17 protein-coding genes are annotated in these 23,343 nt (G+C 57.6%); 9 read left to right on the forward strand and 8 right to left on the reverse strand.

The features are described 5' to 3' along the window. Positions 1–9 precede the first annotated feature (9 nt). Positions 10–660, forward strand: coding sequence for a response regulator transcription factor RcsB (rcsB, locus tag AC4OVU_RS15000; protein WP_003859405.1), 651 nt, complete (start codon positions 10–12; stop codon positions 658–660). An 84-nt stretch (positions 661–744) separates the two neighbouring features. Here rcsB and rcsC read toward each other — a convergent pair whose 3' ends face one another. Both rcsC and gyrA read right to left on the reverse strand, forming a co-directional pair. Beyond that, on the reverse strand, positions 745–3,591 hold the full coding sequence (gene rcsC, locus AC4OVU_RS15005) for a two-component system sensor histidine kinase RcsC (protein ID WP_017693023.1): 2,847 nt from the start codon (positions 3,589–3,591) through the stop codon (positions 745–747). Between the two features lie 135 nt (positions 3,592–3,726). Further along, positions 3,727–6,363: a DNA topoisomerase (ATP-hydrolyzing) subunit A gene (gene gyrA / locus AC4OVU_RS15010; protein WP_017693022.1), complete on the reverse strand. Its 2,637-nt coding sequence runs from the start codon at positions 6,361–6,363 to the stop codon at positions 3,727–3,729. A gap of 146 nt (positions 6,364–6,509) precedes the next feature. Here gyrA and ubiG point away from each other — a divergent pair, with 146 nt between their 5' ends. From ubiG to yfaE, 4 genes are all read left to right on the forward strand, one after another. Then, positions 6,510–7,238 (forward strand): bifunctional 2-polyprenyl-6-hydroxyphenol methylase/3-demethylubiquinol 3-O-methyltransferase UbiG, encoded by a 729-nt coding sequence (gene ubiG, locus AC4OVU_RS15015; protein WP_006811346.1) that lies wholly within the window; start codon positions 6,510–6,512, stop codon positions 7,236–7,238. Between the two features lie 349 nt (positions 7,239–7,587). Then, the gene (nrdA, locus tag AC4OVU_RS15020) at positions 7,588–9,873 is read left to right on the forward strand and encodes a class 1a ribonucleoside-diphosphate reductase subunit alpha (protein ID WP_110292760.1); all 2,286 of its coding nucleotides are present in this window, start codon (positions 7,588–7,590) and stop codon (positions 9,871–9,873) included. A 100-nt stretch (positions 9,874–9,973) separates the two neighbouring features. Next, the gene (gene nrdB, locus AC4OVU_RS15025; RefSeq protein WP_110292763.1) at positions 9,974–11,104 is read left to right on the forward strand and encodes a class Ia ribonucleoside-diphosphate reductase subunit beta; all 1,131 of its coding nucleotides are present in this window, start codon (positions 9,974–9,976) and stop codon (positions 11,102–11,104) included. Beyond that, on the forward strand, positions 11,104–11,358 hold the full coding sequence (gene yfaE / locus AC4OVU_RS15030; protein ID WP_003859419.1) for a class I ribonucleotide reductase maintenance protein YfaE: 255 nt from the start codon (positions 11,104–11,106) through the stop codon (positions 11,356–11,358). The genes nrdB and yfaE overlap by 1 nt, the downstream gene beginning before the upstream one ends. Positions 11,359–11,441: 83 nt before the next feature. On the opposite strand, the gene glpQ is transcribed toward yfaE, so the two are convergent. Beyond that, entirely contained in the window at positions 11,442–12,503 is a 1,062-nt protein-coding gene (glpQ, locus tag AC4OVU_RS15035; RefSeq protein WP_023304137.1) for a glycerophosphodiester phosphodiesterase, read from the reverse strand. An 11-nt stretch (positions 12,504–12,514) separates the two neighbouring features. Further along, positions 12,515–13,867 carry a glycerol-3-phosphate transporter gene (gene glpT, locus AC4OVU_RS15040; protein ID WP_003859423.1) on the reverse strand — a complete coding sequence of 451 codons (1,353 nt, stop codon included), beginning with the start codon at positions 13,865–13,867 and terminating at the stop codon, positions 12,515–12,517. A 250-nt stretch (positions 13,868–14,117) separates the two neighbouring features. On the opposite strand from glpT, the gene glpA reads away from it, so the two are divergent. Genes glpA through glpC form a run of 3 tightly spaced genes read left to right on the forward strand, consistent with a single transcriptional unit; the run spans position 14,118 to position 18,140 of the window. Next, complete coding sequence (glpA, locus tag AC4OVU_RS15045; protein ID WP_491928738.1) at positions 14,118–15,746, forward strand: anaerobic glycerol-3-phosphate dehydrogenase subunit A; 1,629 nt, start codon at positions 14,118–14,120, stop codon at positions 15,744–15,746. Next, complete coding sequence (glpB, locus tag AC4OVU_RS15050; protein ID WP_032619312.1) at positions 15,736–16,953, forward strand: glycerol-3-phosphate dehydrogenase subunit GlpB; 1,218 nt, start codon at positions 15,736–15,738, stop codon at positions 16,951–16,953. Before glpA ends, glpB begins: the two co-directional genes overlap by 11 nt. Continuing rightward, the gene (gene glpC, locus AC4OVU_RS15055; RefSeq protein WP_110292761.1) at positions 16,950–18,140 is read left to right on the forward strand and encodes an anaerobic glycerol-3-phosphate dehydrogenase subunit GlpC; all 1,191 of its coding nucleotides are present in this window, start codon (positions 16,950–16,952) and stop codon (positions 18,138–18,140) included. Before glpB ends, glpC begins: the two co-directional genes overlap by 4 nt. Before the next feature lie 31 nt (positions 18,141–18,171). On the opposite strand, the gene AC4OVU_RS15060 is transcribed toward glpC, so the two are convergent. The 4 genes from AC4OVU_RS15060 to tctD all read right to left on the reverse strand — a co-directional run bounded on the left by AC4OVU_RS15060 (position 18,172) and on the right by tctD (position 22,208). Next, on the reverse strand, positions 18,172–19,371 hold the full coding sequence (locus tag AC4OVU_RS15060) for a nicotinamide mononucleotide deamidase-related protein YfaY (protein WP_047737441.1): 1,200 nt from the start codon (positions 19,369–19,371) through the stop codon (positions 18,172–18,174). 94 nt (positions 19,372–19,465) lie between these two features. Beyond that, a complete protein-coding gene (locus tag AC4OVU_RS15065) occupies positions 19,466–20,008 on the reverse strand; it encodes a YfaZ family outer membrane protein (RefSeq protein WP_047365178.1) in 543 nt (180 codons plus the stop codon). A 129-nt stretch (positions 20,009–20,137) separates the two neighbouring features. Then, the gene (locus tag AC4OVU_RS15070) at positions 20,138–21,547 is read right to left on the reverse strand and encodes a sensor histidine kinase (protein ID WP_063623990.1); all 1,410 of its coding nucleotides are present in this window, start codon (positions 21,545–21,547) and stop codon (positions 20,138–20,140) included. Beyond that, the gene (gene tctD, locus AC4OVU_RS15075) at positions 21,534–22,208 is read right to left on the reverse strand and encodes a transcriptional regulator TctD (protein WP_006811361.1); all 675 of its coding nucleotides are present in this window, start codon (positions 22,206–22,208) and stop codon (positions 21,534–21,536) included. Before tctD ends, AC4OVU_RS15070 begins: the two co-directional genes overlap by 14 nt. A gap of 152 nt (positions 22,209–22,360) precedes the next feature. On the opposite strand from tctD, the gene AC4OVU_RS15080 reads away from it, so the two are divergent. Then, positions 22,361–23,341 (forward strand): Bug family tripartite tricarboxylate transporter substrate binding protein, encoded by a 981-nt coding sequence (locus AC4OVU_RS15080; protein ID WP_017693013.1) that lies wholly within the window; start codon positions 22,361–22,363, stop codon positions 23,339–23,341. The last annotated feature ends 2 nt before the right edge of the window (positions 23,342–23,343 follow it).

A 23,343-nucleotide genomic window follows, 5' to 3' on the forward strand; every position in this document is an offset into this window, starting at 1 on the left:
GCCTTATACATGAACAATATGAACGTAATTATTGCCGATGACCATCCGATTGTACTGTTCGGTATTCGCAAATCACTTGAACAGATCGAGTGGGTGAATGTAGTCGGTGAATTTGAAGATTCCACAGCCCTCATTAACAATCTGCCTAAACTTGATGCGCACGTGCTCATTACCGATCTCTCCATGCCTGGAGATAAGTACGGTGATGGGATCACGCTCATCAAATACATTAAACGCCACTTCCCGGACATTTCGATCATTGTTCTGACCATGAACAATAACCCGGCGATCCTGAGCGCCGTTCTGGATCTCGATATTGAAGGGATTGTGCTGAAACAAGGCGCACCTACCGATCTGCCAAAAGCGCTGGCGGCGCTACAGAAAGGGAAGAAATTCACTCCTGAGAGCGTCTCACGCCTGCTTGAAAAAATCAGCGCGGGTGGTTATGGCGACAAGCGTCTCTCGCCTAAAGAGAGTGAAGTTCTGCGTCTGTTCGCTGAAGGTTTCCTGGTCACTGAAATCGCCAAAAAGCTGAACCGCAGTATTAAAACCATCAGTAGCCAGAAAAAATCCGCGATGATGAAGCTGGGTGTGGATAACGATATCGCCCTGCTGAACTATCTCTCTTCCGTGACGCTGAGCGCAACGGACAAAGATTGATCTTCGCTGTCTACGCCGGGTGGCGCTCGCGCTTACCCGGCCTACAACCGCCGGAGAAATAAAAAAGGCCCTTTCGGGCCTTTTTTATTGTCTCGCTTTTCGTACACGCTCCGCATACACGGATAGCGTCTGCTTCAGTACATCTAGCGTGACCGGCTTCGACAGGCAGCTGTCCATTCCCGACTCCAGACAGCGCTGCTTTTCCTCCGCCAGCGCGTTGGCTGTCACCCCTACCACCGGCAGCGTCAGCCCCAGCTGTCGGATACGCTGCGTCAGACGATAGCCGTCCATGTTAGGCATGTTCACATCGCTGAGCACAATATCAATATGGTTCTTACTTAAGACATTCAGGGCATCCACGCCATCATTGGCCGTTTTACACTGATAGCCCAGAGAGCCAAGCTGATCTGCGAGCAGACGACGGTTAATTGGATGATCGTCGACGACCAGAATCATCATATCGTCGTTCACCGACGCCAGTTCATCAGGGGAAGCCAGCACGGTCGCGCCGTCGCTGTCCTCAAGCTGCACGCTGTAAATACGCGCCAGCAAGCCCAGCAGCTCGTGCGGTGTCGCCACGCTGTGCACCCATACCCCAGGCGAACGCTCAAGCGGAATACCGATATGACGGCGGCAGAACATCACTACGCCGCGCCCCGCCCACGCCTGCTCCGGCTCAACGTCGGTGATCAGCATGTCATCCGCGTCCGGCGTCTGGCCTTCGTAGCGTGAAACCCGCACGCCGCTGCTGGTCAGCATCGAGGTCAGGAAATCATGTAAGGAGGCGTTGTGCACCGCCAGCCAGCAGTGCTTATCGCTCAGCCCGTCGACGGTGGTTTTCGCCGGATAGTGCGCCGAATAGAGCGGAATACGAATGGTGAACTGGCTGCCCATGCCTGGCTCTGTATCGACGGAGATATCTCCATCCATCATACTGATAAGCTTCTCGCAAATCGCCAGACCTAGCCCGGTCCCCTGGAAATTACGCTGGACGCCGGTTCCCACCTGGAAGAACGGATCGAACAGGCGAACGACCTCTTTCGCCGGAATGCCAACACCCGTGTCGCGCACGCGAATGGTCAGGTACTCCCCTGCCCGACAGACGTGCAGCACAATACAGCCGATATCGGTGAATTTGATGGCGTTGCTCAGCAGGTTTGAGATGACCTGTTGCAGACGCATCGGATCGCCATGCAGCGTCAGCGGCACATCCGGCTCGATAAAGCAGTACAGCCCAAGCTGTTTACGCACCACCAGCGGCAGGTAGTTAGCGCAGATATGGTTCATCACTTCGCGCGGGGAGAACTCGCGCGGCTCTATTTTCAACTGCTCGGATTCAATTTTAGAGAAGTCGAGAATATCGCTGATGATTTTCAGCAGCAGGCTGGACGAGTTGTTCATGGCCGTCACCAGCCGGTCGACCCCTTTCGGCAGCTCTTTGGTCTGGAGCAGATCGAGGTTACCGATAATGCCGTACAGCGGCGTACGCAGCTCATGGCTGACGGTCGCGAGGAACATCGATTTCGACTGACTGGCCTGCTCCGCCGCCTGCGCCATATCCTGCAACGACTCTTCCATTTTCACGCGCGCAGAGACGTCCACCAGCACGCAAATGGCCACGTTTTCATTGCGGTAGCGAGAATGGACGAAGCTGATTTGCAGGTTGGTGTGGGTGCTGGTCAGCACATCCACAAAGTTAACCTGCTGACCGCAGATGATCTGCGTTAACCGCTGGCGGTCTTCATGCGTGAGCATGTTCAGGTAGTTATGGGCAAGCTCGTTACTGAGGATATTTGTCCCGTCCTGAGTACGCAGGATGCAGATCCCTACCGGCGCCGAGGCGACAATTTTACGGTTAAACTGCTCATGCTCTTCCAGACGCTGAGCATCCGCTTCTGCCGGAATAAAGATCCGCCGCTCATACATTCTCGCCAGCATAAACAGCGCGACGCCTACCGCGATGTTCAGCAAAATGGCGTTAAGGATCAGGATGCGAATGCGCTCCAGGACCTTGTCCACCGGCAGCGAGTAGACAATGCTCAGCGACGATGGCGGTAAACTTTTCTTCAGCACCAGCTCGCGGAACCCGGAGGTATAGCCAAACCATGACCGCTCCTGCATCCAGCTGGGTTCCACCTTCAGGCGGTTTTCAGGCCCGGTAAGGGAGATGAGCGGATGGCCGTTTTCATCCAGAATGGTCACGCCCATCGGCAGACTGCCCGGTGTGAAGAAGTTTTCCATGCGGATGGTTTGTTCAATCCCCAGCAGCGCTTGCAGGCGGTTTCCGAGGTAAACCGGAGTCAGGGCATAGAAATAGCCGACGCCCATGCGCGGCCCCTGGCTTATCCAGAAGATGTTGTTCCCGCGCTCTTCCTGAGGCGCATTGCGGTATTTCACTATACGCTCATGCAGGCTTTTCAGCGCGTCTTCGCGTTCGACGGGCATATCCCGCAGGCCGAAATCCGCCATGCAGAGATTTTCGTTGCCAATCAGGTAGACACGGTTCAGATCGTAGGCGGCCGAGAAATTATCGCGCCAGTAGCGCATAAACCATGAGAGGGACTCCAGTGAACCACGCCAGGCTTTGCTCATGGCGGAACAATCGGAGTCCGGGAAGAGCGGTTCGAAATCAGGTACTTCGGTTTTTTCATCCCGACCGCGGATAGCAAGAATGCCGTTCTCCGCCGTGAGTCGATTCTCAGCAATATACTTAAGCTCTTTCATCACGTCAGACGTGCGCTGGATATAGCGCTGAGCCTGATCCGAGCTTAAGTTAAACTCCTGGCGGATCTCCGCTTCTTTCTGGTGTAACGCGTTAACGATGTAAAACACCGAGAGCAGTGCCACCAGCAACCATAGCAGTAGCGCAAGCGCCCGAAACAGATAGCGAGAGACTTTTAACGTGGTACGAAAGGAGACGAGGTATTTCAAAGGGGCGAGGCTCCGCCGTCGGGGTCAAAAAGAATGTGGTTAAGGTAGCGGTAAACGCGGCTTGTCGCAACGTTCACTTGTCTGCTTGCGCAAAACAAAAGGGCCGGAAACCGGCCCTTTATGCGTCAGGAGACGTTACTCGTCAGCGTCATCCGCTACTTCATCATCGGTGTCCGCTTCCGGGGCGATTTCATCATCCCCTTCCGCAACGCTGCCGTCGATAGAGTCGAGCTCTTCGTCATCCACCGGCTCAGCAACGCGTTGCAGACCGACGACGTTTTCATCTTCCGCAGTGCGGATGAGGATAACGCCCTGGGTGTTACGACCCACCACGCTGATCTCAGACACGCGGGTACGCACCAGCGTACCGGCATCGGTGATCATCATGATCTGGTCCGCGTCGTCCACCTGCACCGCGCCAACAACGGAACCGTTGCGCTCGGTCACTTTGATGGAGATAACGCCCTGCGTGCCGCGTGACTTGGTCGGGTATTCGCTTTCCGCCGTACGTTTACCGTAGCCGTTCTGGGTGACGGTCAGGATTGCGCCTTCGCCACGCGGAACGATCAGGGAAACCACGCTGTCTTCACCCGCCAGCTTGATACCACGCACGCCGGTCGCCGTACGACCCATTGCGCGCACGGCGTTCTCTTTAAAGCGCACCACTTTACCGGCGGCAGAGAACAGCATCACTTCATCGGAACCGGAGGTCAGATCCACGCCAATCAGCTCATCGCCTTCGTTCAGGTTCACCGCGATGATCCCGGCAGAACGTGGACGGCTGAACTCGGTCAGCGCAGTTTTCTTCACGGTACCGCTCGCGGTCGCCATAAAGACGTTCACGCCCTCTTCGTACTCGCGTACCGGCAGAATGGCGGTGATACGTTCGTTCGCTTCCAGCGGCAGCAGGTTGACGATTGGTCGACCCCGCGCGCCACGGCTCGCTTCCGGCAGCTGATAGACTTTCATCCAGTACAGACGGCCCCGGCTGGAGAAGCAGAGGATCGTGTCGTGGGTGTTGGCCACCAGCAGACGGTCAATAAAGTCTTCTTCTTTAATACGCGCCGCAGATTTGCCTTTACCGCCACGACGCTGTGCTTCGTAGTCGGTCAACGGCTGATACTTCACGTAGCCCTGGTGAGACAGCGTCACTACCACGTCTTCGCGGTTGATCAGATCTTCAATGTTGATATCAGAGCTGTTGGCTGTGATTTCGGTGCGACGCTCGTCGCCGAACTGATCGCGAACCAGCTCCAGCTCTTCACGGATCACTTCCATCAGGCGCTCTGCGCTACCCAGGATATGCAGCAGCTCGGCAATCTGCTCCAGCAGCTCTTTGTACTCGTCGAGCAGTTTTTCATGCTCAAGGCCGGTCAGTTTCTGCAAACGCAGATCCAGAATCGCCTGGGCCTGCTGTTCAGTCAGGTAGTACTGACCGTCACGCACGCCGAATTCCGGTTCCAGCCACTCAGGACGCGCGGCGTCATCACCGGCACGTTCCAGCATTGCCGCCACGTTGCCCAGATCCCATGGACGCGCAACCAGCGACGCCTTCGCTTCTGCCGGCGTCGGCGCACGGCGGATCAGCTCGATGATCGGGTCGATGTTCGCCAGCGCAACGGCCAGTGCTTCAAGGATATGGGCACGGTCGCGCGCTTTGCGCAGTTCGAAGATGGTACGACGGGTCACCACTTCACGGCGGTGACGCACGAACGCGCTCAGGATCTCTTTCAGGTTCATGATCTTCGGCTGGCCATGGTGCAGCGCAACCATGTTGATACCGAAGGAGACCTGAAGCTGAGTCTGGGAGTAAAGGTTGTTCAACACAACTTCACCCACCGCGTCGCGCTTGATTTCAATCACGATGCGCATACCGTCTTTATCAGACTCGTCACGCAGCGCGCTGATGCCTTCAACGCGTTTTTCTTTTACCAGCTCGGCGATTTTTTCAATCAGTCGCGCTTTGTTCACCTGATACGGGATCTCGTGAACAATAATGGTTTCACGGCCGGTTTTAGCGTCCGCTTCCACTTCGGCGCGGGCACGGATGTAAATCTTGCCGCGACCGGTGCGGTACGCTTCTTCAATACCGCGACGGCCATTGATGATTGCCGCCGTCGGGAAGTCCGGGCCCGGGATGTGTTCCATCAGCCCTTCAATGCTGATGTCTTCATCGTCAATGTAGGCCAGGCAGCCGTTGATCACTTCCGTGATATTGTGCGGTGGAATGTTGGTTGCCATACCGACGGCGATACCGGACGAACCGTTCACCAGCAGGTTTGGGATCTTCGTTGGCATAACGTCAGGAATTTTTTCCGTGCCGTCGTAGTTATCAACGAAATCAACCGTCTCTTTTTCCAGGTCAGCCATCAGCTCATGGGCAATCTTCGCCAGACGGATTTCCGTATAACGCATTGCCGCGGCGGAGTCGCCGTCGATAGAACCAAAGTTACCCTGACCATCTACCAGCATGTAACGCAGCGAGAAGGGCTGCGCCATACGGACAATGGTGTCGTACACCGCGGAATCACCATGAGGATGGTATTTACCGATTACGTCACCAACGACACGGGCAGATTTTTTGTAGGCTTTATTCCAGTCATTGCCCAATACGTTCATGGCGTATAGTACGCGACGGTGTACCGGCTTCAGGCCATCGCGGACGTCCGGCAGCGCACGGCCAACAATGACCGACATCGCATAGTCCAGATAGGAGCTTTTCAGCTCTTCCTCGATGTTAACCGGTGTAATTTCTCTCGCAAGGTCGCTCATCTAACCGCTATCCCTCTACTGTATCCCGGATTCAAAGGTCGCAAATTATAACACAGCCGCGGTGATACAGGTAAACCTATACGCTTTATTCACAGGGATTGCCTGATATACTCATTTGTCTTGCTAAATAAGGAGTAAAAGCGCCCATGAATGCCGAAAAATCCCCGGTGGCTCACAACGTTGACCACGAAGAGATTGCCAAATTTGAAGCGGTGGCGTCCCGCTGGTGGGATCTCGAAGGTGAGTTCAAACCTCTGCATCGTATTAACCCGCTGCGTCTGGGCTATATCGCGGAGCGTTCCGGCGGTCTGTTCGGTAAGAAAGTGCTCGACGTCGGCTGCGGCGGCGGCATCCTGGCGGAAAGTATGGCGCGTGAAGGAGCCACGGTCACCGGTCTGGACATGGGCTTCGAACCTCTACAGGTTGCGCGTCTTCATGCGCTGGAGTCCGGCGTACAGGTAGAATATGTCCAGGAAACCGTGGAAGAGCACGCGGCAAAACATGCGCACCAGTATGACGTGGTGACCTGCATGGAGATGCTGGAGCACGTTCCCGATCCGCAGTCGGTGGTCAGCGCCTGTGCAAAACTGGTGAAACCGGGTGGACAGGTCTTCTTCTCGACCATCAACCGCAACGGCAAAGCCTGGCTGATGGCCGTGGTAGGCGCGGAATACGTGCTGCGCATGGTGCCGAAAGGGACGCACGACGTGAAGAAGTTCATCAAGCCTGCCGAACTGCTGGGCTGGGTTGACCAGACATGGCTTAAGGAGCAGCACATGACGGGTCTGCACTACAATCCGCTGACGGATAAATTCAAACTTGCCCCAGGTGTGGATGTTAACTATATGTTGCACACAACCGCCAAAAACGACTAACGTCATCCGTTATTCTTATAATGATTGCGCGACATCATGTTGCGCAATTCTGACCTCCCGTTGAAGAAATCAGCACTCGATCAAATTTTGAATTTTTTTTCTTAATTATTGACATCTCTTCCAGGCCTTACGGCACGAGGACTTAGCCTTTTTTACCCTTTCACAACCTCAATTTAACGTCAAAATCAACCCTTGTGCTGAAAAGATTCGATACTAGAATACTCACCATATAGCGTTCTTCTTATCGCAAAACCCCTATATGTAGTATTTATCCACAGAGTTAGTCACAAGACGGTTCTGTGGATAAGCGGGGGATATTTTTTTATTTCACGGACAGGTAAAAACCCACATGAATCAGAGTCTGCTGGTGACAAAGCGCGACGGTACCACCGAGCGTATCAATCTGGACAAAATCCATCGAGTTCTCGACTGGGCAGCAGAAGGACTGAACAACGTATCTATCTCCCAGGTTGAACTGCGTTCTCACATTCAGTTCTACGACGGCATCAAAACGTCTGATATCCACGAAACCATTATCAAAGCCGCGGCAGATCTGATCTCCCACGACGCACCGGATTATCAGTACCTCGCTGCGCGTCTGGCGATTTTCCACCTGCGTAAAAAAGCCTACGGCCAGTTCGAGCCGCCGAAGCTTTACGATCACGTAGTGAAAATGGTCGAGCTGGGCAAATACGACACGCATCTGCTGGAAGACTATACGGAAGAAGAGTTCGAGCAGATGAACGGGTTTATCGATCACTGGCGCGACATGAACTTCTCCTACGCGGCGGTGAAGCAGCTCGAAGGCAAATACCTGGTTCAGAACCGTGTGACGGGCGAAATCTACGAGAGCGCCCAGTTCCTCTATATTCTGGTGGCCGCCTGCCTGTTCTCTAATTACCCGCGTGAAACCCGTCTGGACTACGTGAAGCGTTTCTACGATGCGGTCTCTACGTTCAAGATTTCTCTGCCTACGCCAATCATGTCTGGCGTGCGTACCCCTACCCGTCAGTTCAGCTCCTGCGTACTGATCGAGTGTGGTGACAGCCTGGATTCTATCAACGCGACCTCCAGCGCCATCGTGAAATACGTCTCCCAGCGTGCCGGTATCGGCATCAACGCCGGCCGTATCCGTGCGCTGGGCAGCCCGATCCGCGGCGGTGAAGCGTTCCACACCGGCTGTATTCCGTTCTACAAGCACTTCCAGACGGCAGTAAAATCCTGCTCTCAGGGCGGCGTGCGTGGTGGTGCAGCGACCCTGTTCTACCCGATGTGGCACCTGGAAGTGGAAAGCCTGCTGGTTCTGAAAAACAACCGCGGCGTGGAAGGCAACCGCGTGCGTCACATGGACTACGGCGTGCAGATCAACAAGCTGATGTACACCCGTCTGCTGAAAGGGGAAGACATCACCCTGTTCAGCCCGTCCGACGTCCCGGGTCTGTACGACGCGTTCTTCGCCGATCAGGACGAATTCGAGCGTCTGTACACCAAATATGAAAAAGACGACAGCATCCGCAAGCAGCGCGTGAAAGCGGTCGATCTGTTCTCCCTGATGATGCAGGAACGTGCTTCTACCGGCCGTATCTACATCCAGAACGTTGACCACTGCAACACCCACAGCCCGTTCGATCCGGTGGTTGCCCCAGTGCGCCAGTCCAACCTGTGCCTGGAGATCGCCCTGCCGACCAAACCGCTGGAAGACGTGAACGACGAAAACGGTGAAATCGCGCTCTGTACGCTGTCCGCGTTCAACCTGGGTGCGATTAAGAGCCTGGACGACCTGGAAGAGCTGGCGGTGCTGGCGGTTCGTGCGCTCGACGCCCTGCTGGATTACCAGGATTACCCAATCCCGGCGGCAAAACGCGGCGCAATGGGCCGTCGCACTTTAGGTATCGGCGTGATCAACTTCGCCTACTGGCTGGCGAAAAACGGCAAGCGTTACTCCGACGGCAGCGCCAACAATCTGACGCACCAGACGTTCGAAGCGATCCAATACTACCTGATGAAAGCCTCTAACGAGCTGGCGAAAGAGCAAGGCGCGTGTCCGTGGTTCAACGAAACCACCTACGCGAAAGGCATTCTGCCGATCGACACCTACAAAAAAGACCTGGATGCGATCGTCAGCGAGCCGCTGCACCTCGACTGGGAAGGCCTGCGCGAGTCCATTAAAACTCACGGCCTGCGTAACTCCACGCTCTCTGCCCTGATGCCGTCCGAGACCTCTTCGCAGATCTCCAACGCCACCAACGGTATTGAGCCACCGCGCGGCCACGTCAGCATCAAAGCGTCGAAAGACGGCGTGCTGCGTCAGGTGGTGCCGGATTACGAAACGCTGGGTGACAACTACGAGCTGCTGTGGGAAATGCCAAACAACGACGGCTATCTGCAACTGGTGGGTATCATGCAGAAGTTTATCGACCAGTCGATCTCTGCCAATACCAACTACGACCCAACGCGCTTCCCGTCTGGCAAGGTTCCGATGCAGCAACTGCTGAAAGACCTGCTCACCGCCTACAAATTTGGCGTGAAAACGCTGTACTATCACAACACCCGTGATGGTGCGGAAGACGCCCAGGACGACCTGGTGCCGTCAATTCAGGACGATGGCTGCGAAAGCGGCGCATGTAAGATCTAAGCACTTCGCCGGGTGGCGCTACGCTTACCCGGCCTACGGTTTTGTAGGCCCGGCAAACGCAGTGCCGCCGGGCAATAAAATCTCAACAGGACTCACCGCAATGGCATATACCACCTTTTCACAGACGAAAAACGACCAGCTCAAAGAGCCGATGTTCTTCGGCCAGCCGGTCAACGTGGCACGCTACGATCAGCAAAAATATGACATCTTCGAAAAGTTGATTGAAAAGCAACTCTCCTTCTTCTGGCGTCCGGAAGAAGTTGACGTTTCCCGCGACCGTATCGATTTCCAGGCGCTACCGGAACACGAAAAGCACATCTTCCTCAGCAACCTGAAGTACCAGACGCTGCTGGACTCCATCCAGGGCCGTAGTCCAAACGTGGCGCTGCTGCCGCTGATCTCGATTCCTGAGCTGGAAACCTGGGTAGAGACCTGGGCGTTCTCCGAGACGATCCACTCCCGCTCTTACACCCACATCATCCGCAACATCGTGAACGATCCGGCGGTGGTGTTTGACGATATCGTCACCAATGAGCAGATCCAGAAGCGCGCGGAAGGCATTGCGCACTACTACGACGAGCTGATCGAGATGACCAGCTACTGGCATCTGATGGGCGAAGGCACGCATAACGTGAACGGCAAAACCATTACCGTAAACCTGCGGGCCCTGAAAAAGCAGCTGTACCAGTGCCTGATGAGCGTCAACGCGCTGGAAGCAATCCGCTTCTACGTAAGCTTCGCCTGCTCCTTCGCTTTTGCCGAGCGCAAGCTGATGGAAGGTAACGCCAAAATTATCCGCCTGATCGCCCGTGACGAAGCCCTGCACCTGACCGGCACCCAGCATATGCTGAACCTGCTGCGCAGCGGCGCGGACGACCCGGAAATGGCTGCGATTGCCGAAGAGTGCAAGCAGGAATGCTACGATCTGTTCGTGCTGGCCGCCCAGCAGGAGAAAGAGTGGGCAGACTACCTGTTCCGCGACGGCTCCATGATTGGCCTGAACAAAGACATTCTGTGCCAGTACGTGGAGTACATCACTAACATCCGCATGCAGGCTGTGGGTCTCGATCTGCCATTCCAGACGCGCTCTAACCCGATTCCGTGGATCAACACCTGGCTGGTGTCCGATAACGTGCAGGTTGCGCCGCAGGAAGTGGAAGTGAGTTCTTATCTGGTCGGTCAGATTGATTCTGAAGTCAACACCGACGACCTGAGCGATTTCCAGCTCTGATGAGCCGCGTAACGCTGAGCCTTTCTGGTACAGAGGTGTTGTGCCAGGAAGAGCACCCTTCTCTGCTGGTGGCGCTTGAAGCGCATCAGGTAGAAGTAGAGTACCAGTGTCGTGAAGGCTACTGCGGCTCCTGCCGCTGCCGTCTGGTCGCAGGCCAGGTAGACTGGCTGACCGAACCGCTGGCCTTTATCAGTGAAGGGGAGATTTTGCCCTGCTGCTGCCGGGCAAAAGGCGATATTGAGATCGAGATGTAATTATGTCGGGTGGCGCTTCGCTGACCCGACCTACAAAACCGCAGTTCGTAGGCCGGGTAAGGCGCAGCCGCCACCCGGCAATTTCAGCGTTTATCCTTCAAAAAGCTCACCGCTTTATCCGGGAAATCCGTAAACACCCCGTCCACATCCGCCTGGTTATACAGTACGTCGTAAAGCTGATTCACGTCCGTCGCATACTCCGGCAGCTGGTCTGCGCGTACGGTATACGGATGCACCTGCATCTTGCTCGCATGCGCCTCTTTCACCATCGCCGTCAGCTTCACGTGACCCGGCGTTGAGCCTTCCGCCACCAGCATGTGGTAATCCGGCCCGATGCCGTCGGCGTACTGCGCAATCTGCTTCATCGCGCCCGGCTTAAACATCCAGTCGTAGGTGTAGTTCACCCACTTCCCGTCCGGCTGTTTTTCCTGGGTTTCATTCCAGTCGGTATACGCAATCAGCTGCACCAGATTGAGATCCATCCCCATTTTCGGCTCCAGCTCGGTTTTGATGCGCTTCAGTTCCGCGGCGTCGAAACATTGCAGGAAAACCTTATCCTGCTTGCTGGTGTAGCCGTACTTTTTAAGTACCTCCAGCGTCTTCGCGGCAATGTCCTTCCCTTCCTGATGGTGGAACCACGGCGCTTTGATTTCCGGGTAGATACCGATATTTTTTCCTGTCGAGTGGTTCAGCCCCTGAACAAACTCGATCTCCTCTTCGAAGGTGTGAATACGGAAGTCAGACTTGCCCATCGGGAAACGTCCCGGATAGACCTGTACCTTCTTACCGTTTTCAATCTCGAAGCCCTCGGTAAACTTCAGCGAGCGGATCTCCGCCAGCGTGAAGTCGATGGCGTAGTAGCGACCATCTTTACGGGCGCGATCCGGGAAACGCTCCGCCACGTCCGTCACGCGGTCAAGATAGTGGTCATGCAGAACGACCAGCTGGTCGTCCTTCGTCATCACCAGATCCTGCTCCAGATAATCCGCGCCCTGGGCATAGGCCATCGCTTTTGCCGGCAGCGTATGCTCCGGCAGATAACCGCTGGCGCCACGGTGGGCGATCACGATCTTATCCGCCGCCAGCGCGGAGCCTGTCATCAGGCCCGCCAGCAGCAGACCTGTCGCTAACTGAGTTAATTTCATCGCAATGCTCCTTATTGACGACGCGCCAGCACTTCGGCGTGGTGACGTTTTTCACCAATCATCACAACAACCAGCAGCAGAACAGCCAGCACGCTGCCGCCAATCATCACCATAAAGCCGCCATCCCAGCCGAAGAAGTCGACGGTGTAGCCGACGATGGCGCTCGCAGCGACCGAACCGCCGAGGTAGCCAAACAGACCGGTAAAGCCTGCCGCCGTGCCTGCCGCTTTCTTCGGCGCCAGCTCCAGGGCATGCAGACCAATCAGCATAACCGGACCATAAATCAGGAAGCCGATGACGATCATACAGGCCATATCCACACCCGGATTCCCCGGCGGGTTAAGCCAGTAAACGACCGTCGCGATGGTGACCAGCGTCATAAAGAACACGCCCGTCGCCCCACGGTTGCCCTTAAACACTTTGTCCGACATCCAGCCGCAGATCAGCGTGCCGGGAATGCCCGCGTATTCATACAGGAAATAGGCCCAGGAGGATTTATCCAGCGCGAAGTGCTTCACCTCTTTCAGGTAGGTTGGCGACCAGTCGAGGATGCCGTAGCGCAGCAGGTAGACAAATACGTTTGCCACCGCGATGTACCACAGCAGCTTGTTCGGCAGCACGTACTTCATGAAGATCTGCTTTGCCGTCAGCTCTTCTTCGTGCTTCTCGCTGTAATCATCCGGGTAGTCGTTTTTGTACTCTTCAATCGGCGGCAGGCCGCAGGACTGTGGGGTGTCGCGCATCAGAGCGAAGGCGATAATCGCCACCAGAATGGCGCCAAAGGCTGGCATATAGAGCGCGGCATGCCAGTCGTTGAACCAGGCCATCCCCAGCAGGAACAGCAGCGGCGGAAGCCCGCCCCCGACGTTATGTGCGCAGTTCCACACAGATACAATTCCACCACGCTCTTTCTGTGACCACCAGTGAACCATGGTGCGTCCGCATGGCGGCCATCCCATCCCCTGGAACCAGCCGCAGAGGAACAGCAGCACGAACATGATGGCAATGCTGGAGGTCGCCCACGGCACAAAGCCCATGAACAGCATCACCGCTGCCGCGAGGATCAGACCGGCGGGCAGGAACACGCGCGGATTCGAACGATCCGACACCGACCCCATAATGAACTTCGAAAAACCGTACGCGATGGAGATCCCCGACAGCGCAAATCCCAGATCGCCGCGAGAGAAGCCCTGCTCCACCAGGTACGGCATGGCGAGCGCAAAGTTTTTACGTACCAGATAGTACGCCGCATACCCGAAGAAGATCCCGAGGAAGATTTGCCAACGCAGACGGCGGTAGAGAGGATCAATCTCTGCCTCTGGCAGTCGCGCCCGATGTGGCGCAGGTTTAAAGATACTGAGCATAACAGCCTCCGTGGCCTTTCAAAAAATGACCGGGCATCTCGCGCCCGGCTACAGAGGCGGCGATGTTAAGAAATCACGGTGAATGTTACTGTGAATCAACGCACAGATTGTTACAGAAATATGACAGAATGCGCAAAAAAGCGCATGAAATCACGTTTCACTTTCGAATTTCGCGCGTTTATGTTCGAAATCAAACAAACCACACGATCAATGTGGCTAAATGCTAAAAAACGAACATAGAGGAAAGGCAATGACAATTCACGATCCACGCTTCAGCGATGTGATTATCATTGGCGGTGGCGCGACGGGTGCCGGCATCGCACGCGACTGCGCCCTGCGGGGATTGAGCGTCACGCTTCTGGAACGCCACGATATCGCCACCGGCGCGACGGGACGTAATCACGGTCTGTTGCACAGCGGCGCCCGCTATGCGGTCACTGACGCTGAGTCAGCACGCGAGTGTATCGCTGAAAACCAGATCCTCAGGCGCATCGCCCGCCACTGCGTTGAACCGACCAACGGTCTTTTTATCACCCTTCCAGAAGATGACCTCGGCTTTCAGCAAACCTTTATCACCGCCTGCACGGCGGCAGGCATTCATGCCGAGGCGATCGATCCTGCGCAGGCGCGCCGTCTTGAACCCTCGGTAAACCCGGCGTTACTGGGCGCGGTAAAAGTACCGGACGGAACCGTTGATCCTTTCCGCCTGACCGCCGCCAATATGCTCGACGCGCGGGAACATGGCGCCCAGATCCTGACCGGGCATCACGTCACCGGGCTTATTCGTGAAGGTAATACCGTGCGCGGGGTGCGCGTGTTTGATGCGCAGTACAACGAACACCGCGAGCTGTATGCCGCCGTCGTGGTCAACGCGGCGGGGATCTGGGGCCAGCGCATCGCGGAATACGCGGACCTGTCGGTGCGCATGTTCCCGGCGAAAGGCTCGCTGCTGATCCTCGACCACCGCATCAATAACCATGTCATCAACCGCTGCCGTAAACCGTCTGACGCCGATATCCTCGTGCCGGGGGACACCATTTCGTTAATCGGCACGACCTCAATGCATGTGGACTACAGCGAAATTGATTACAACCGCGTCACCGCTGAAGAGGTGGATATCCTGCTGCGCGAAGGGGAAAAGCTGGCCCCGGTGATGGCGCAGACGCGTATTCTGCGTGCCTACGCGGGCGTGCGTCCCCTCGTCGCCAGCGATAACGATCCGAGCGGGCGTAACGTCAGCCGCGGCATCGTGCTGCTCGATCACGCCGAACGCGACGGCATGGACGGGTTTATCACCATTACCGGCGGCAAGCTGATGACCTACCGGCTGATGGCCCAGTGGGCCACCGATGCCGTCTGCCGTAAGCTCGGCAACACCGCACCGTGCGTGACGGCGGAACAGGCTCTGCCCGGCTCGCAGCAATCGACAGAAAAAACGCTGCACAAAATCATTTCACTCCCTGCCCCGCTTCGCGGTTCGGCGATTTACCGTCACGGCGACCGCACCCCAACCTGGCTCGGTGAAGGGCGACTCAGCCGCAGCCTGGTGTGCGAATGCGAAGCCGTGACCGCAGGCGAGGTGCAGTATGCCGTGGAAAACCTGACGGTGAACAACCTGCTCGATTTACGCCGCCGCACGCGCGTCGGGATGGGCACCTGTCAGGGGGAGCTGTGCGCCTGCCGTGCCGCCGGGCTGCTGCAACGTTTTCACGCCACCACGTCAACCCAGTCGCTTGCCCAGCTCAGCGATTTTTTAAACGAGCGCTGGAAAGGCATTCAGCCCGTCGCCTGGGGCGATGCCCTGCGCGAAAGCGAGTTTACCCGCTGGGTCTATCAGGGGCTTTGCGGTCTGGAGAAGGAGCACAACCATGAAATTTGATACCGTGATTGTGGGTGGGGGGCTGGCGGGCCTGCTGTGCGGCCTCAAACTGACGCAGCGGGGTCTGCGCTGCGCCATTGTCACTCGCGGTCAGAGTGCCCTGCACTTCTCTTCCGGCTCGCTGGATTTACTGGGCGCGCTATCGTTCGCCGATCTGCCGCCTGAACATCCCTACCGCCTGACGGGCGCAGAGAATATGGCCCGCTTTGCCTGCGAAACCGAACACCTGCTCACCACCTGCGGCGCACGCATGCAGGGTGACGCCGAGCAAAATCATCAGCGCGTCACGCCGCTCGGCACCCTGCGCGCCGCCTGGCTTAGCCCGGAAGAGGTGCCTGTCGCCCCCATCGCTGCCGAGCGAGTGCGGGTGGTGGGGATCAGCGGCTTCCTCGATTTCCAGCCACATCTGGCCGCCGCGTCTCTCAGACAGCAGGGTGTTCAGGTGGATACGGCGGAGATTGATCTCCCCGAACTCGACGTGCTGCGCGAAAACCCCAGCGAGTTTCGTGCGGTGAACATTGCCCGCCTGCTGGATAATGAAAGTTATTGGCCGCAGCTGTACGCGGCGCTTCAACCGCTCGGCAAGACCTGCGACGCCCTGTTTATGCCCGCCTGTTTTGGCTTAACGGACAACCGGCTCTGGCGCTGGCTCTCGGCGCGCCTGCCCTGTACGCTCGGTTTACTGCCGACGCTCCCCCCTTCCGTGCCCGGCATTCGTCTGCACACCCAGCTTCAGCGTCAGTTTGTTGCCCAGGGTGGCGTCTGGATGGCAGGCGACGAGGTGAAAAAAATCACCCTGGCTGAGGGCGCGGTAAGCGAAATCTGGACCCGCAACCACGGCGACATCCCGCTTCGCGCACGCTTTACGGTGCTGGCAAGTGGCAGTTTCTTCAGTAACGGTCTGCTGAGCAGCCGGGATGGCGTGCGTGAGGCGATCCTCGGTCTGGACGTCCGGCAAAGCGCTTCCCGCGCGGACTGGTATCAAAGCGATTTCTTCACCCCGCAGCCCTGGCAGCAGTTCGGCGTGATCGTCGACAGCCAACTGCGCCCGCGGCTGGGCGGGGAACCGGTTGAAAATCTTTACGCCATCGGCTCGGTTCTGGGCGGGTACGATCCCGTGGCGCAGGGCTGCGGTGGCGGCGTCTGCGCCGTCACTGCGCTGCATGTCGCGGAGCAGATTATCCAGCGCAGGGAGGGAGCACAATGAACGACACCCAATTTGAAAGCTGTATCAAATGCACGGTCTGCACCACGGTTTGCCCGGTCAGCGGCGTCGATCCGCGCTATCCCGGCCCGAAACAGGCCGGTCCCGACGGGGAGCGTCTGCGCCTGAAGGATGGCGCGCTCTACGACGAGGCGCTGAAATACTGTATCAACTGTAAACGCTGCGAAGTTGCCTGCCCGTCGGACGTGAAAATAGGCGATATCATCCAGCGCGCCCGCGCCCGCTACAGTACGCAAAAACCGACGCTGCGTGACGCGATACTGAGCCACACCGATCTGATGGGTAGCCTCTCGACGCCTTTCGCGCCGGTCGTCAATGCCGCCACCGCCCTGAAGCCGGTGCGCAGGCTGCTGGATGCGACGCTCAAAATCGACCATCACCGCAGTCTGCCGAAATATTCTCACGGCACCTTCCGCCGCTGGTTTAAATCCGTGGCGGCAGAACAGGCGCAGTTCGCTGAGCAGGTCGCCTTCTTCCACGGCTGCTACGTGAACTACAACCATCCGCAGCTGGGGAAAGACCTGCTGAAAGTGCTGAACGCCATGGGAACGGGCGTTCAGCTGCTGAGCAAAGAAAAGTGCTGCGGCGTTCCGCTGATTGCCAACGGCTTCATCGACAAAGCGCGCAAGCAGGCGAGCAGCAACGTCACCTCTTTACGTGAGGCGATCGTCGACAAAGGGATACCGGTACTGGCGACGTCGTCAACCTGTACCTTCACGCTGCGCGATGAATATCCGCATCTGCTGGAGGTGGATAACACCGGCCTGCGCGAGCACATTGAGCTGGCGACCCGTTTTCTCTGGCGCAAACTGGACAGCGGGCAGACGTTACCGCTGGGCAAATTGCCGCTGAAGGTGGTGTATCACACGCCATGTCATATGGAGAAGATGGGCTGGTCGATCTATACGCTTGAGCTTCTGCGGCTGATCCCCGGGCTGGAGCTGACGGTGCTGGACTCACGCTGCTGCGGCATCGCAGGCACGTACGGCTTCAAGCGTGAAAACTACCCAACGTCACAGGCCATTGGCGCACCGCTGTTCCGGCAGATTGAAGAGAGCGGCGCAGATATCGTGGTGACGGACTGCGAAACCTGCAAGTGGCAGATCGAGATGTCCACCAGCAAACGCTGTGAACATCCCATTACCTTGCTGGCAAAAGCGCTGGCGTAACCGTTGCCGGGGACACGGCCCCGGCACACTCTCACTCCACGAACAGCGATTCGACGACGTTGATCCAGCCGTGCTCGCTGGCGACCTCTTTCCCGTTCAGCCAGCGGCGCAGCATGTTCAGTGCCATCATCGCGTACACCTCCTGACGCACGGCCAGGCTGTGGCGGGTAATGCTCATCCTGACCCGCAGGGCGTGCGTCCCTTCCGGCGTTGCCAGGGCAAAGTTGAGATGCTCCTCATCCAGCCCGCCCACAAACAGCGCCAGCCCGGCGAAATGCTTCACTCTGCGCTCGGACGCCCAGCGCGCGGTCTGCGCCAGCGTCTCCTGCTGGAACGGCACCACTTCACTGGCCAGCAGCGGCGCACCCGCCCGGGTAAGCTGAAGCGCCAGAAGCCCACCGGTAAACTGCTCGCTTAACGTCACGCTCAGCTGGCGGGACTGCAAATGCGCTGCGATCTGCGCCGGCAGCCCTTCCGTTCCTTCGAAAATCAGGCTTTCCCCGGCGACGCGCTGCACTTCCGGCCACAGCGCCAGCATGGCGGCTTTCTCTGACGCCGGTCCGGTCAGCTTCAGTTCAATAATCGGCATGGAGGAGCGATAGCCCATCGACACGCCAGGAGGCAGTTGCAGGTGATCGAGGCTCTGGGCCAGATCGCTTTCCGAGCGACCAAAGGTGGTCAGACGCAGGCACAGCGGCGGTTCAGGCAGCGTAAAGCGCGCGCGCAGGCGCGGCAGGATCTGCTGCTCGACCATCACTTTAAATTCCGACGGGACGCCCGGGGTGAAGAACATCAGGCAGCGGTTCAGCTGAACGGCAAACCCGCAGGCGGTGCCGACCGGGTTATCAATCAGTTCCGCGCTGGCGGGAATTTCAGCCTGCTTGCGGTTGCTGGGGGCCATCACGCGGCCACGCCCGGAGAAAAAGCGCTCCATCTGTGCCAGCCACGCCTCGTGCAGAACCAGGCCTTCGCCTTTGGCCGTGGCGGCGGCCAGCGCGCTGAGATCGTCGCTGGTGGGTCCCAGCCCGCCGTTCACAATCAGCACGTCGCAGCGTTCGCTGCGCTCGCGCAGAACGTTGACCAGCGACTCAAGATTGTCACCTACGGTGTTGCGGCGCGTTAACGGTAATCCTTGCTCAAAGAAGAGATCGGCGAGCCAGGCGGCATTGGTATCAATGATTTGCCCATGCAGCACTTCGTCGCCAGTGGATAACATTTCCACATTTATCATTGTGTTCTCCCATTTCAATGGTCAAAACACTATAGCGCAATCGAAGACCGGGGGAAGAGAGAAACTGGCGCGACTGAACGCCGCGCCGAGAGGATTAGAAACCGGCACTCACGCCGACGTACGGACCGTCTGCCAGGGCGTTGTCGCGGTTGCCGTCTTTACCGGCCAGGTTCAGATAGCGATAGCCCGCTTCGATGGTGATCGGACGCATGATGGTCCAGCGCGCGCCGGCATTAGCTTCCTGATAGCTGTCGATACCGCTGGAGAGGGAATCCGGGGAGTAGTAGTACTCACCGAACAGGCTAAAGCTGTCGCCAATTTTCCACTGCAAGCCGCCGCCCACTGCCGCCGCGTAGCCTTCGTCGCCGTCGTTCGGGTTGGTGTAAATGCCTTTACCGCCGACGGTCGCCAGGAAGGGGCCCAACGGCACGTTGAAGCCGAGGCCCAGGCTTGCCGCATCCCCATCGTCGTCGTTGTGCGTCCAGCCGCCGGTCATTGCCAGGCCTGCGCTATCCGTGCCAAGACCAAAGCCCAGATGGGTATAATCTTGTCCCGCCGAGCCGTTGAAGGAAATTGCGTTTGCCGCTGCTGAAACAAACATCAGGCCGCTTAAGCCCATTAATGCCACTTTTTTCATTGTCGTGATCCCGCACAATTTATTCAGAGATGTCCAAAAACCGCGAGATTTTAACCTGACTGCCTGTGTGATCAATGGACTCCGCGTGCGGCGGGCAATTAGTTTGTAACGATTTGATAATATCGGCATTTATACCTGCATCACAAAGCGCATTTTCACGCTCAGCCCACCCAGATTTTCACTGGGCATCAGCTGAAGATGGCTGCGGTGCAGGCGGGCAATATCGTTAGCCAGCGCCAGGCCAATGCCGGACCCGGCGGCATCGCCCACGTTATCCAACCGATGAAACGGCAGCATGGCCTGGGAGATCTGGTCTTCAGCAATGCCCGGTCCGCTGTCCTCCACGCTCAGCTCAACGGCATCGTTAGCCGTGCGCAGGTACACCGTCACGACGCCCTGCTCCGGTGTGTATTTGATCGCGTTCTCCAGCAGGTTGGCGCAAAGTTCGCCCAGCAACACGTCATCCCCCTCAATCATTACCGGCTGCTGTACGCCGTCATAACCGAGATCGATACCCTTGCTGCGCGCCTGCGCCAGCCGGGAAAAGCAGCAGTTTTGCACCACCTGTACCAGATCGACAGGCGCAAACTGTCGCTCCCCCTGCTCTTTTCGCTTCACCGCCGAAAGCTGCAACAGCCTTTCCGTCAGCACGATGGTGTTATCCAGCGTGACGTTCATCGCCCGTAAGCTCTCCTGCCACAGCGCCGGATCGTCACGCGTCAGGGCAACCGATACCTGGGTTTTCAGCACCGCCAGCGGCGTTTTGAGCTGGTGTGAGGCGTCGGCATTAAAGCGCGCCTGCCGCGAAAGCACGCCGCGCAACCTGTCGATATAGCGGTTAAATGCCACAATCAGCAGCCGCGTTTCCGACCAGGGCAGCAGCTCCGGCAGCGGGGCCAGCAGCCCGGGCTCACGGCGCACCATCAGCGAAGAGAGCTGCCGCATCGGGCGCAGCACGCGACGCAGCAGCCAGGCGGTCAGGACCAGCGTCAGCAGCACCAGCAGCCCCTGCGACACGAGCGAGGAAAACAGCAGCTGAGTGGCCAGATAGCGCCGCGACTGCAACGTTTCGGCGACGTAGATTTCCGCCATGCCGAACACACTGTCCTCGTTAACCGGCTGGAGCAGCTTCGCCACGCGGATCGCCTGCCCGCGATACTCGGTATGATAAAACCACGCCAGCGCCGGATAGTGGGAGGTGCGCGACGTGGAGGGGGGCATATTCGGCAGATCGTCATAGCCGGAGATCGTCCGCCCGTCAGGGTCCACGACCTTGTAATAGAGGCGATCGTTCATGTTCAGCTCGAAGCTGTCGAGCACGACCCAGGGCACGTTCACCTGGAGCTTGCCGTTGTGCACCACCAGCCGCTCTGACACCGTGCGCGCCGAGGATAACAGCGTGCGGTCATAGGCCTGCGTCGCCGCCTGTAACGCGCTAACGTAGCTGTTAAAGGCTGACAGCCCCCATAACAGCAGCAGCGGCAAACCCAGAAAAAGCAAAAGTTGCAGGTAAAGCGACTGCGGCTTAACCCACTTCATCGCCGCACTCCAGCACGTAGCCCAGCCCCCGGAGGGTAATGATCCGCACCCCGCTGCCGGTCAGCTTCTTACGCAGGCGGTGAATATAGAGATCGATGCTCTCGGGGCTGACGTCGTCGTTCAGGCTGAATACCTGGTCGAAAAGCTGTTGCCGGGAGACGGGACGGGTCCGGCGGTGCATCAGCACCTTCAGCAAAGAGAGTTCGCGCGGCGTGAGGGAAAGGGGTTCATCGCGCAGCAGAAAAAAGCCTTCATCATCGTACTCCAGCTCTCCCAGCCGCTGGCGCTCCTGGGTTCGTCCTTCGCTGCGGCGCAGCAGCGCGCGCAGACGGGCATCAAGTTCCTCCAGCTCGAACGGTTTCGGCAGGTAGTCATCCGCCCCGGCATTCAGCCCCTTCACCCTGTCTGCCACGTTGCTGCGGGCGGTAAGAAACAGCACCGGCAGCGTCTGTCCGCGCTTTCTCAGCCGATGCACCACCTCCAGCCCGTCGAAGCCGGGCATACCGATATCAAGGATCGCGACGGCATAGTTTTCCCCCTGCAAAAGGTGATCGGCCGCCCGCCCGTCGTTGACGCAATCCACGGCAAATCCGTTTTGTACCAGCGCTTTTTCCAGCCAGTGAGCCAGCTCACGATTATCTTCCGCGAGTAAGAGACGCATATCACATCCTGTAAAGTTGGTGTCGCAGTGAAAGGGAAATGAAAGGTTATTGTTTTAACAATCACGCAACGGAACCGCTACAAGGTGGTTCACATAATCAGAAAAAAGACACCCGTACCCGTACTCCCGGTTCTCCGGCGTGAGGATAAACGATGAAAAAACAAATACTTTCTACCCTTGCTGCAAGCGTATTGCTGTTGAGTGCCTCTGTCGTCCAGGCGCAGGACGCGCCATCCCGTACCGAATGTATCGCCCCGGCCAAACCCGGCGGCGGCTTCGACCTGACCTGTAAGCTGATTCAGGTCAGCCTGCTGGAGACGAAGGCCATTGAAAAACCGATGCGCGTCACCTACATGCCCGGCGGCGTGGGCGCGGTAGCCTATAACGCCATCGTCGCGCAGCGCCCTGCCGAAGCGGGCACCGTGGTGGCCTTCTCCGGCGGTTCGCTGCTGAACCTGTCGCAGGGGAAATTTGGTCGTTATGACGTGAATGACGTGCGCTGGCTCGCCACCGTAGGCACTGATTACGGCATGATCGCCGTGCGCGCGGACTCCCCGTGGAAATCCCTGAAAGATCTGCTGACCGCCATGGAAAAAGATCCGAACAGCGTGGTCATTGGCGCGGGCGCCTCTATCGGCAGCCAGGACTGGATGAAAGCCGCGCTGCTGGCGCAGCAGGCCAAAGTGGATCCGCACAAGATGCGTTACGTGGCCTTTGAAGGCGGCGGCGAGCCGGTGACGGCGCTGATGGGCAATCACGTCCAGGCGGTATCGGGCGATCTCAGCGAAATGGTGCCCTACCTGAGCGGGGATAAGATCCGCGTGCTGGCGGTCTTCTCGGAAAACCGTCTGCCGGGCCAGCTGGCAGACGTCCCAACCGCCAAAGAGCAGGGTTATAACCTGGTCTGGCCGATCATCCGCGGCTTCTTCGTCGGGCCAAAAGTGACCGACGCCGAGTACCAGTGGTGGGTGGATACCTTCGCAAAACTTCAGCAAACCGAGGAGTTCAAAAAACAGCGCGATCTGCGCGGGCTGTTTGAGTTCAACCTGAACGGCAAGCAGCTGGACGAGTATGTCAAAAAACAGGTGAATGACTACCGAGAACAGGCGAAAGCCTTTGGTCTGGCGAAATAACC

It is taken from the genome of Enterobacter sp. 6722112, from assembly GCF_058661685.1.

Bases quoted from the DNA above. Each gene is read 5' to 3' on its own strand.
- rcsB (WP_003859405.1), top strand. From the start codon at position 10: ATGAACAATATGAACGTAATTATTGCCGATGACCATCCGATTGTACTG.
- gyrA (WP_017693022.1), bottom strand. From the start codon at position 6,363: ATGAGCGACCTTGCGAGAGAAATTACACCGGTTAACATCGAGGAAGAG.
- ubiG (WP_006811346.1), top strand. From the start codon at position 6,510: ATGAATGCCGAAAAATCCCCGGTGGCTCACAACGTTGACCACGAAGAG.
- nrdA (WP_110292760.1), top strand. From the start codon at position 7,588: ATGAATCAGAGTCTGCTGGTGACAAAGCGCGACGGTACCACCGAGCGT.
- nrdB (WP_110292763.1), top strand. From the start codon at position 9,974: ATGGCATATACCACCTTTTCACAGACGAAAAACGACCAGCTCAAAGAG.
- yfaE (WP_003859419.1), top strand. From the start codon at position 11,104: ATGAGCCGCGTAACGCTGAGCCTTTCTGGTACAGAGGTGTTGTGCCAG.
- glpQ (WP_023304137.1), bottom strand. From the start codon at position 12,503: ATGAAATTAACTCAGTTAGCGACAGGTCTGCTGCTGGCGGGCCTGATG.
- glpT (WP_003859423.1), bottom strand. From the start codon at position 13,867: ATGCTCAGTATCTTTAAACCTGCGCCACATCGGGCGCGACTGCCAGAG.
- glpA (WP_491928738.1), top strand. From the start codon at position 14,118: ATGACAATTCACGATCCACGCTTCAGCGATGTGATTATCATTGGCGGT.
- glpB (WP_032619312.1), top strand. From the start codon at position 15,736: ATGAAATTTGATACCGTGATTGTGGGTGGGGGGCTGGCGGGCCTGCTG.
- glpC (WP_110292761.1), top strand. From the start codon at position 16,950: ATGAACGACACCCAATTTGAAAGCTGTATCAAATGCACGGTCTGCACC.
- AC4OVU_RS15060 (WP_047737441.1), bottom strand. From the start codon at position 19,371: ATGATAAATGTGGAAATGTTATCCACTGGCGACGAAGTGCTGCATGGG.
- AC4OVU_RS15065 (WP_047365178.1), bottom strand. From the start codon at position 20,008: ATGAAAAAAGTGGCATTAATGGGCTTAAGCGGCCTGATGTTTGTTTCA.
- AC4OVU_RS15070 (WP_063623990.1), bottom strand. From the start codon at position 21,547: ATGAAGTGGGTTAAGCCGCAGTCGCTTTACCTGCAACTTTTGCTTTTT.
- tctD (WP_006811361.1), bottom strand. From the start codon at position 22,208: ATGCGTCTCTTACTCGCGGAAGATAATCGTGAGCTGGCTCACTGGCTG.
- AC4OVU_RS15080 (WP_017693013.1), top strand. From the start codon at position 22,361: ATGAAAAAACAAATACTTTCTACCCTTGCTGCAAGCGTATTGCTGTTG.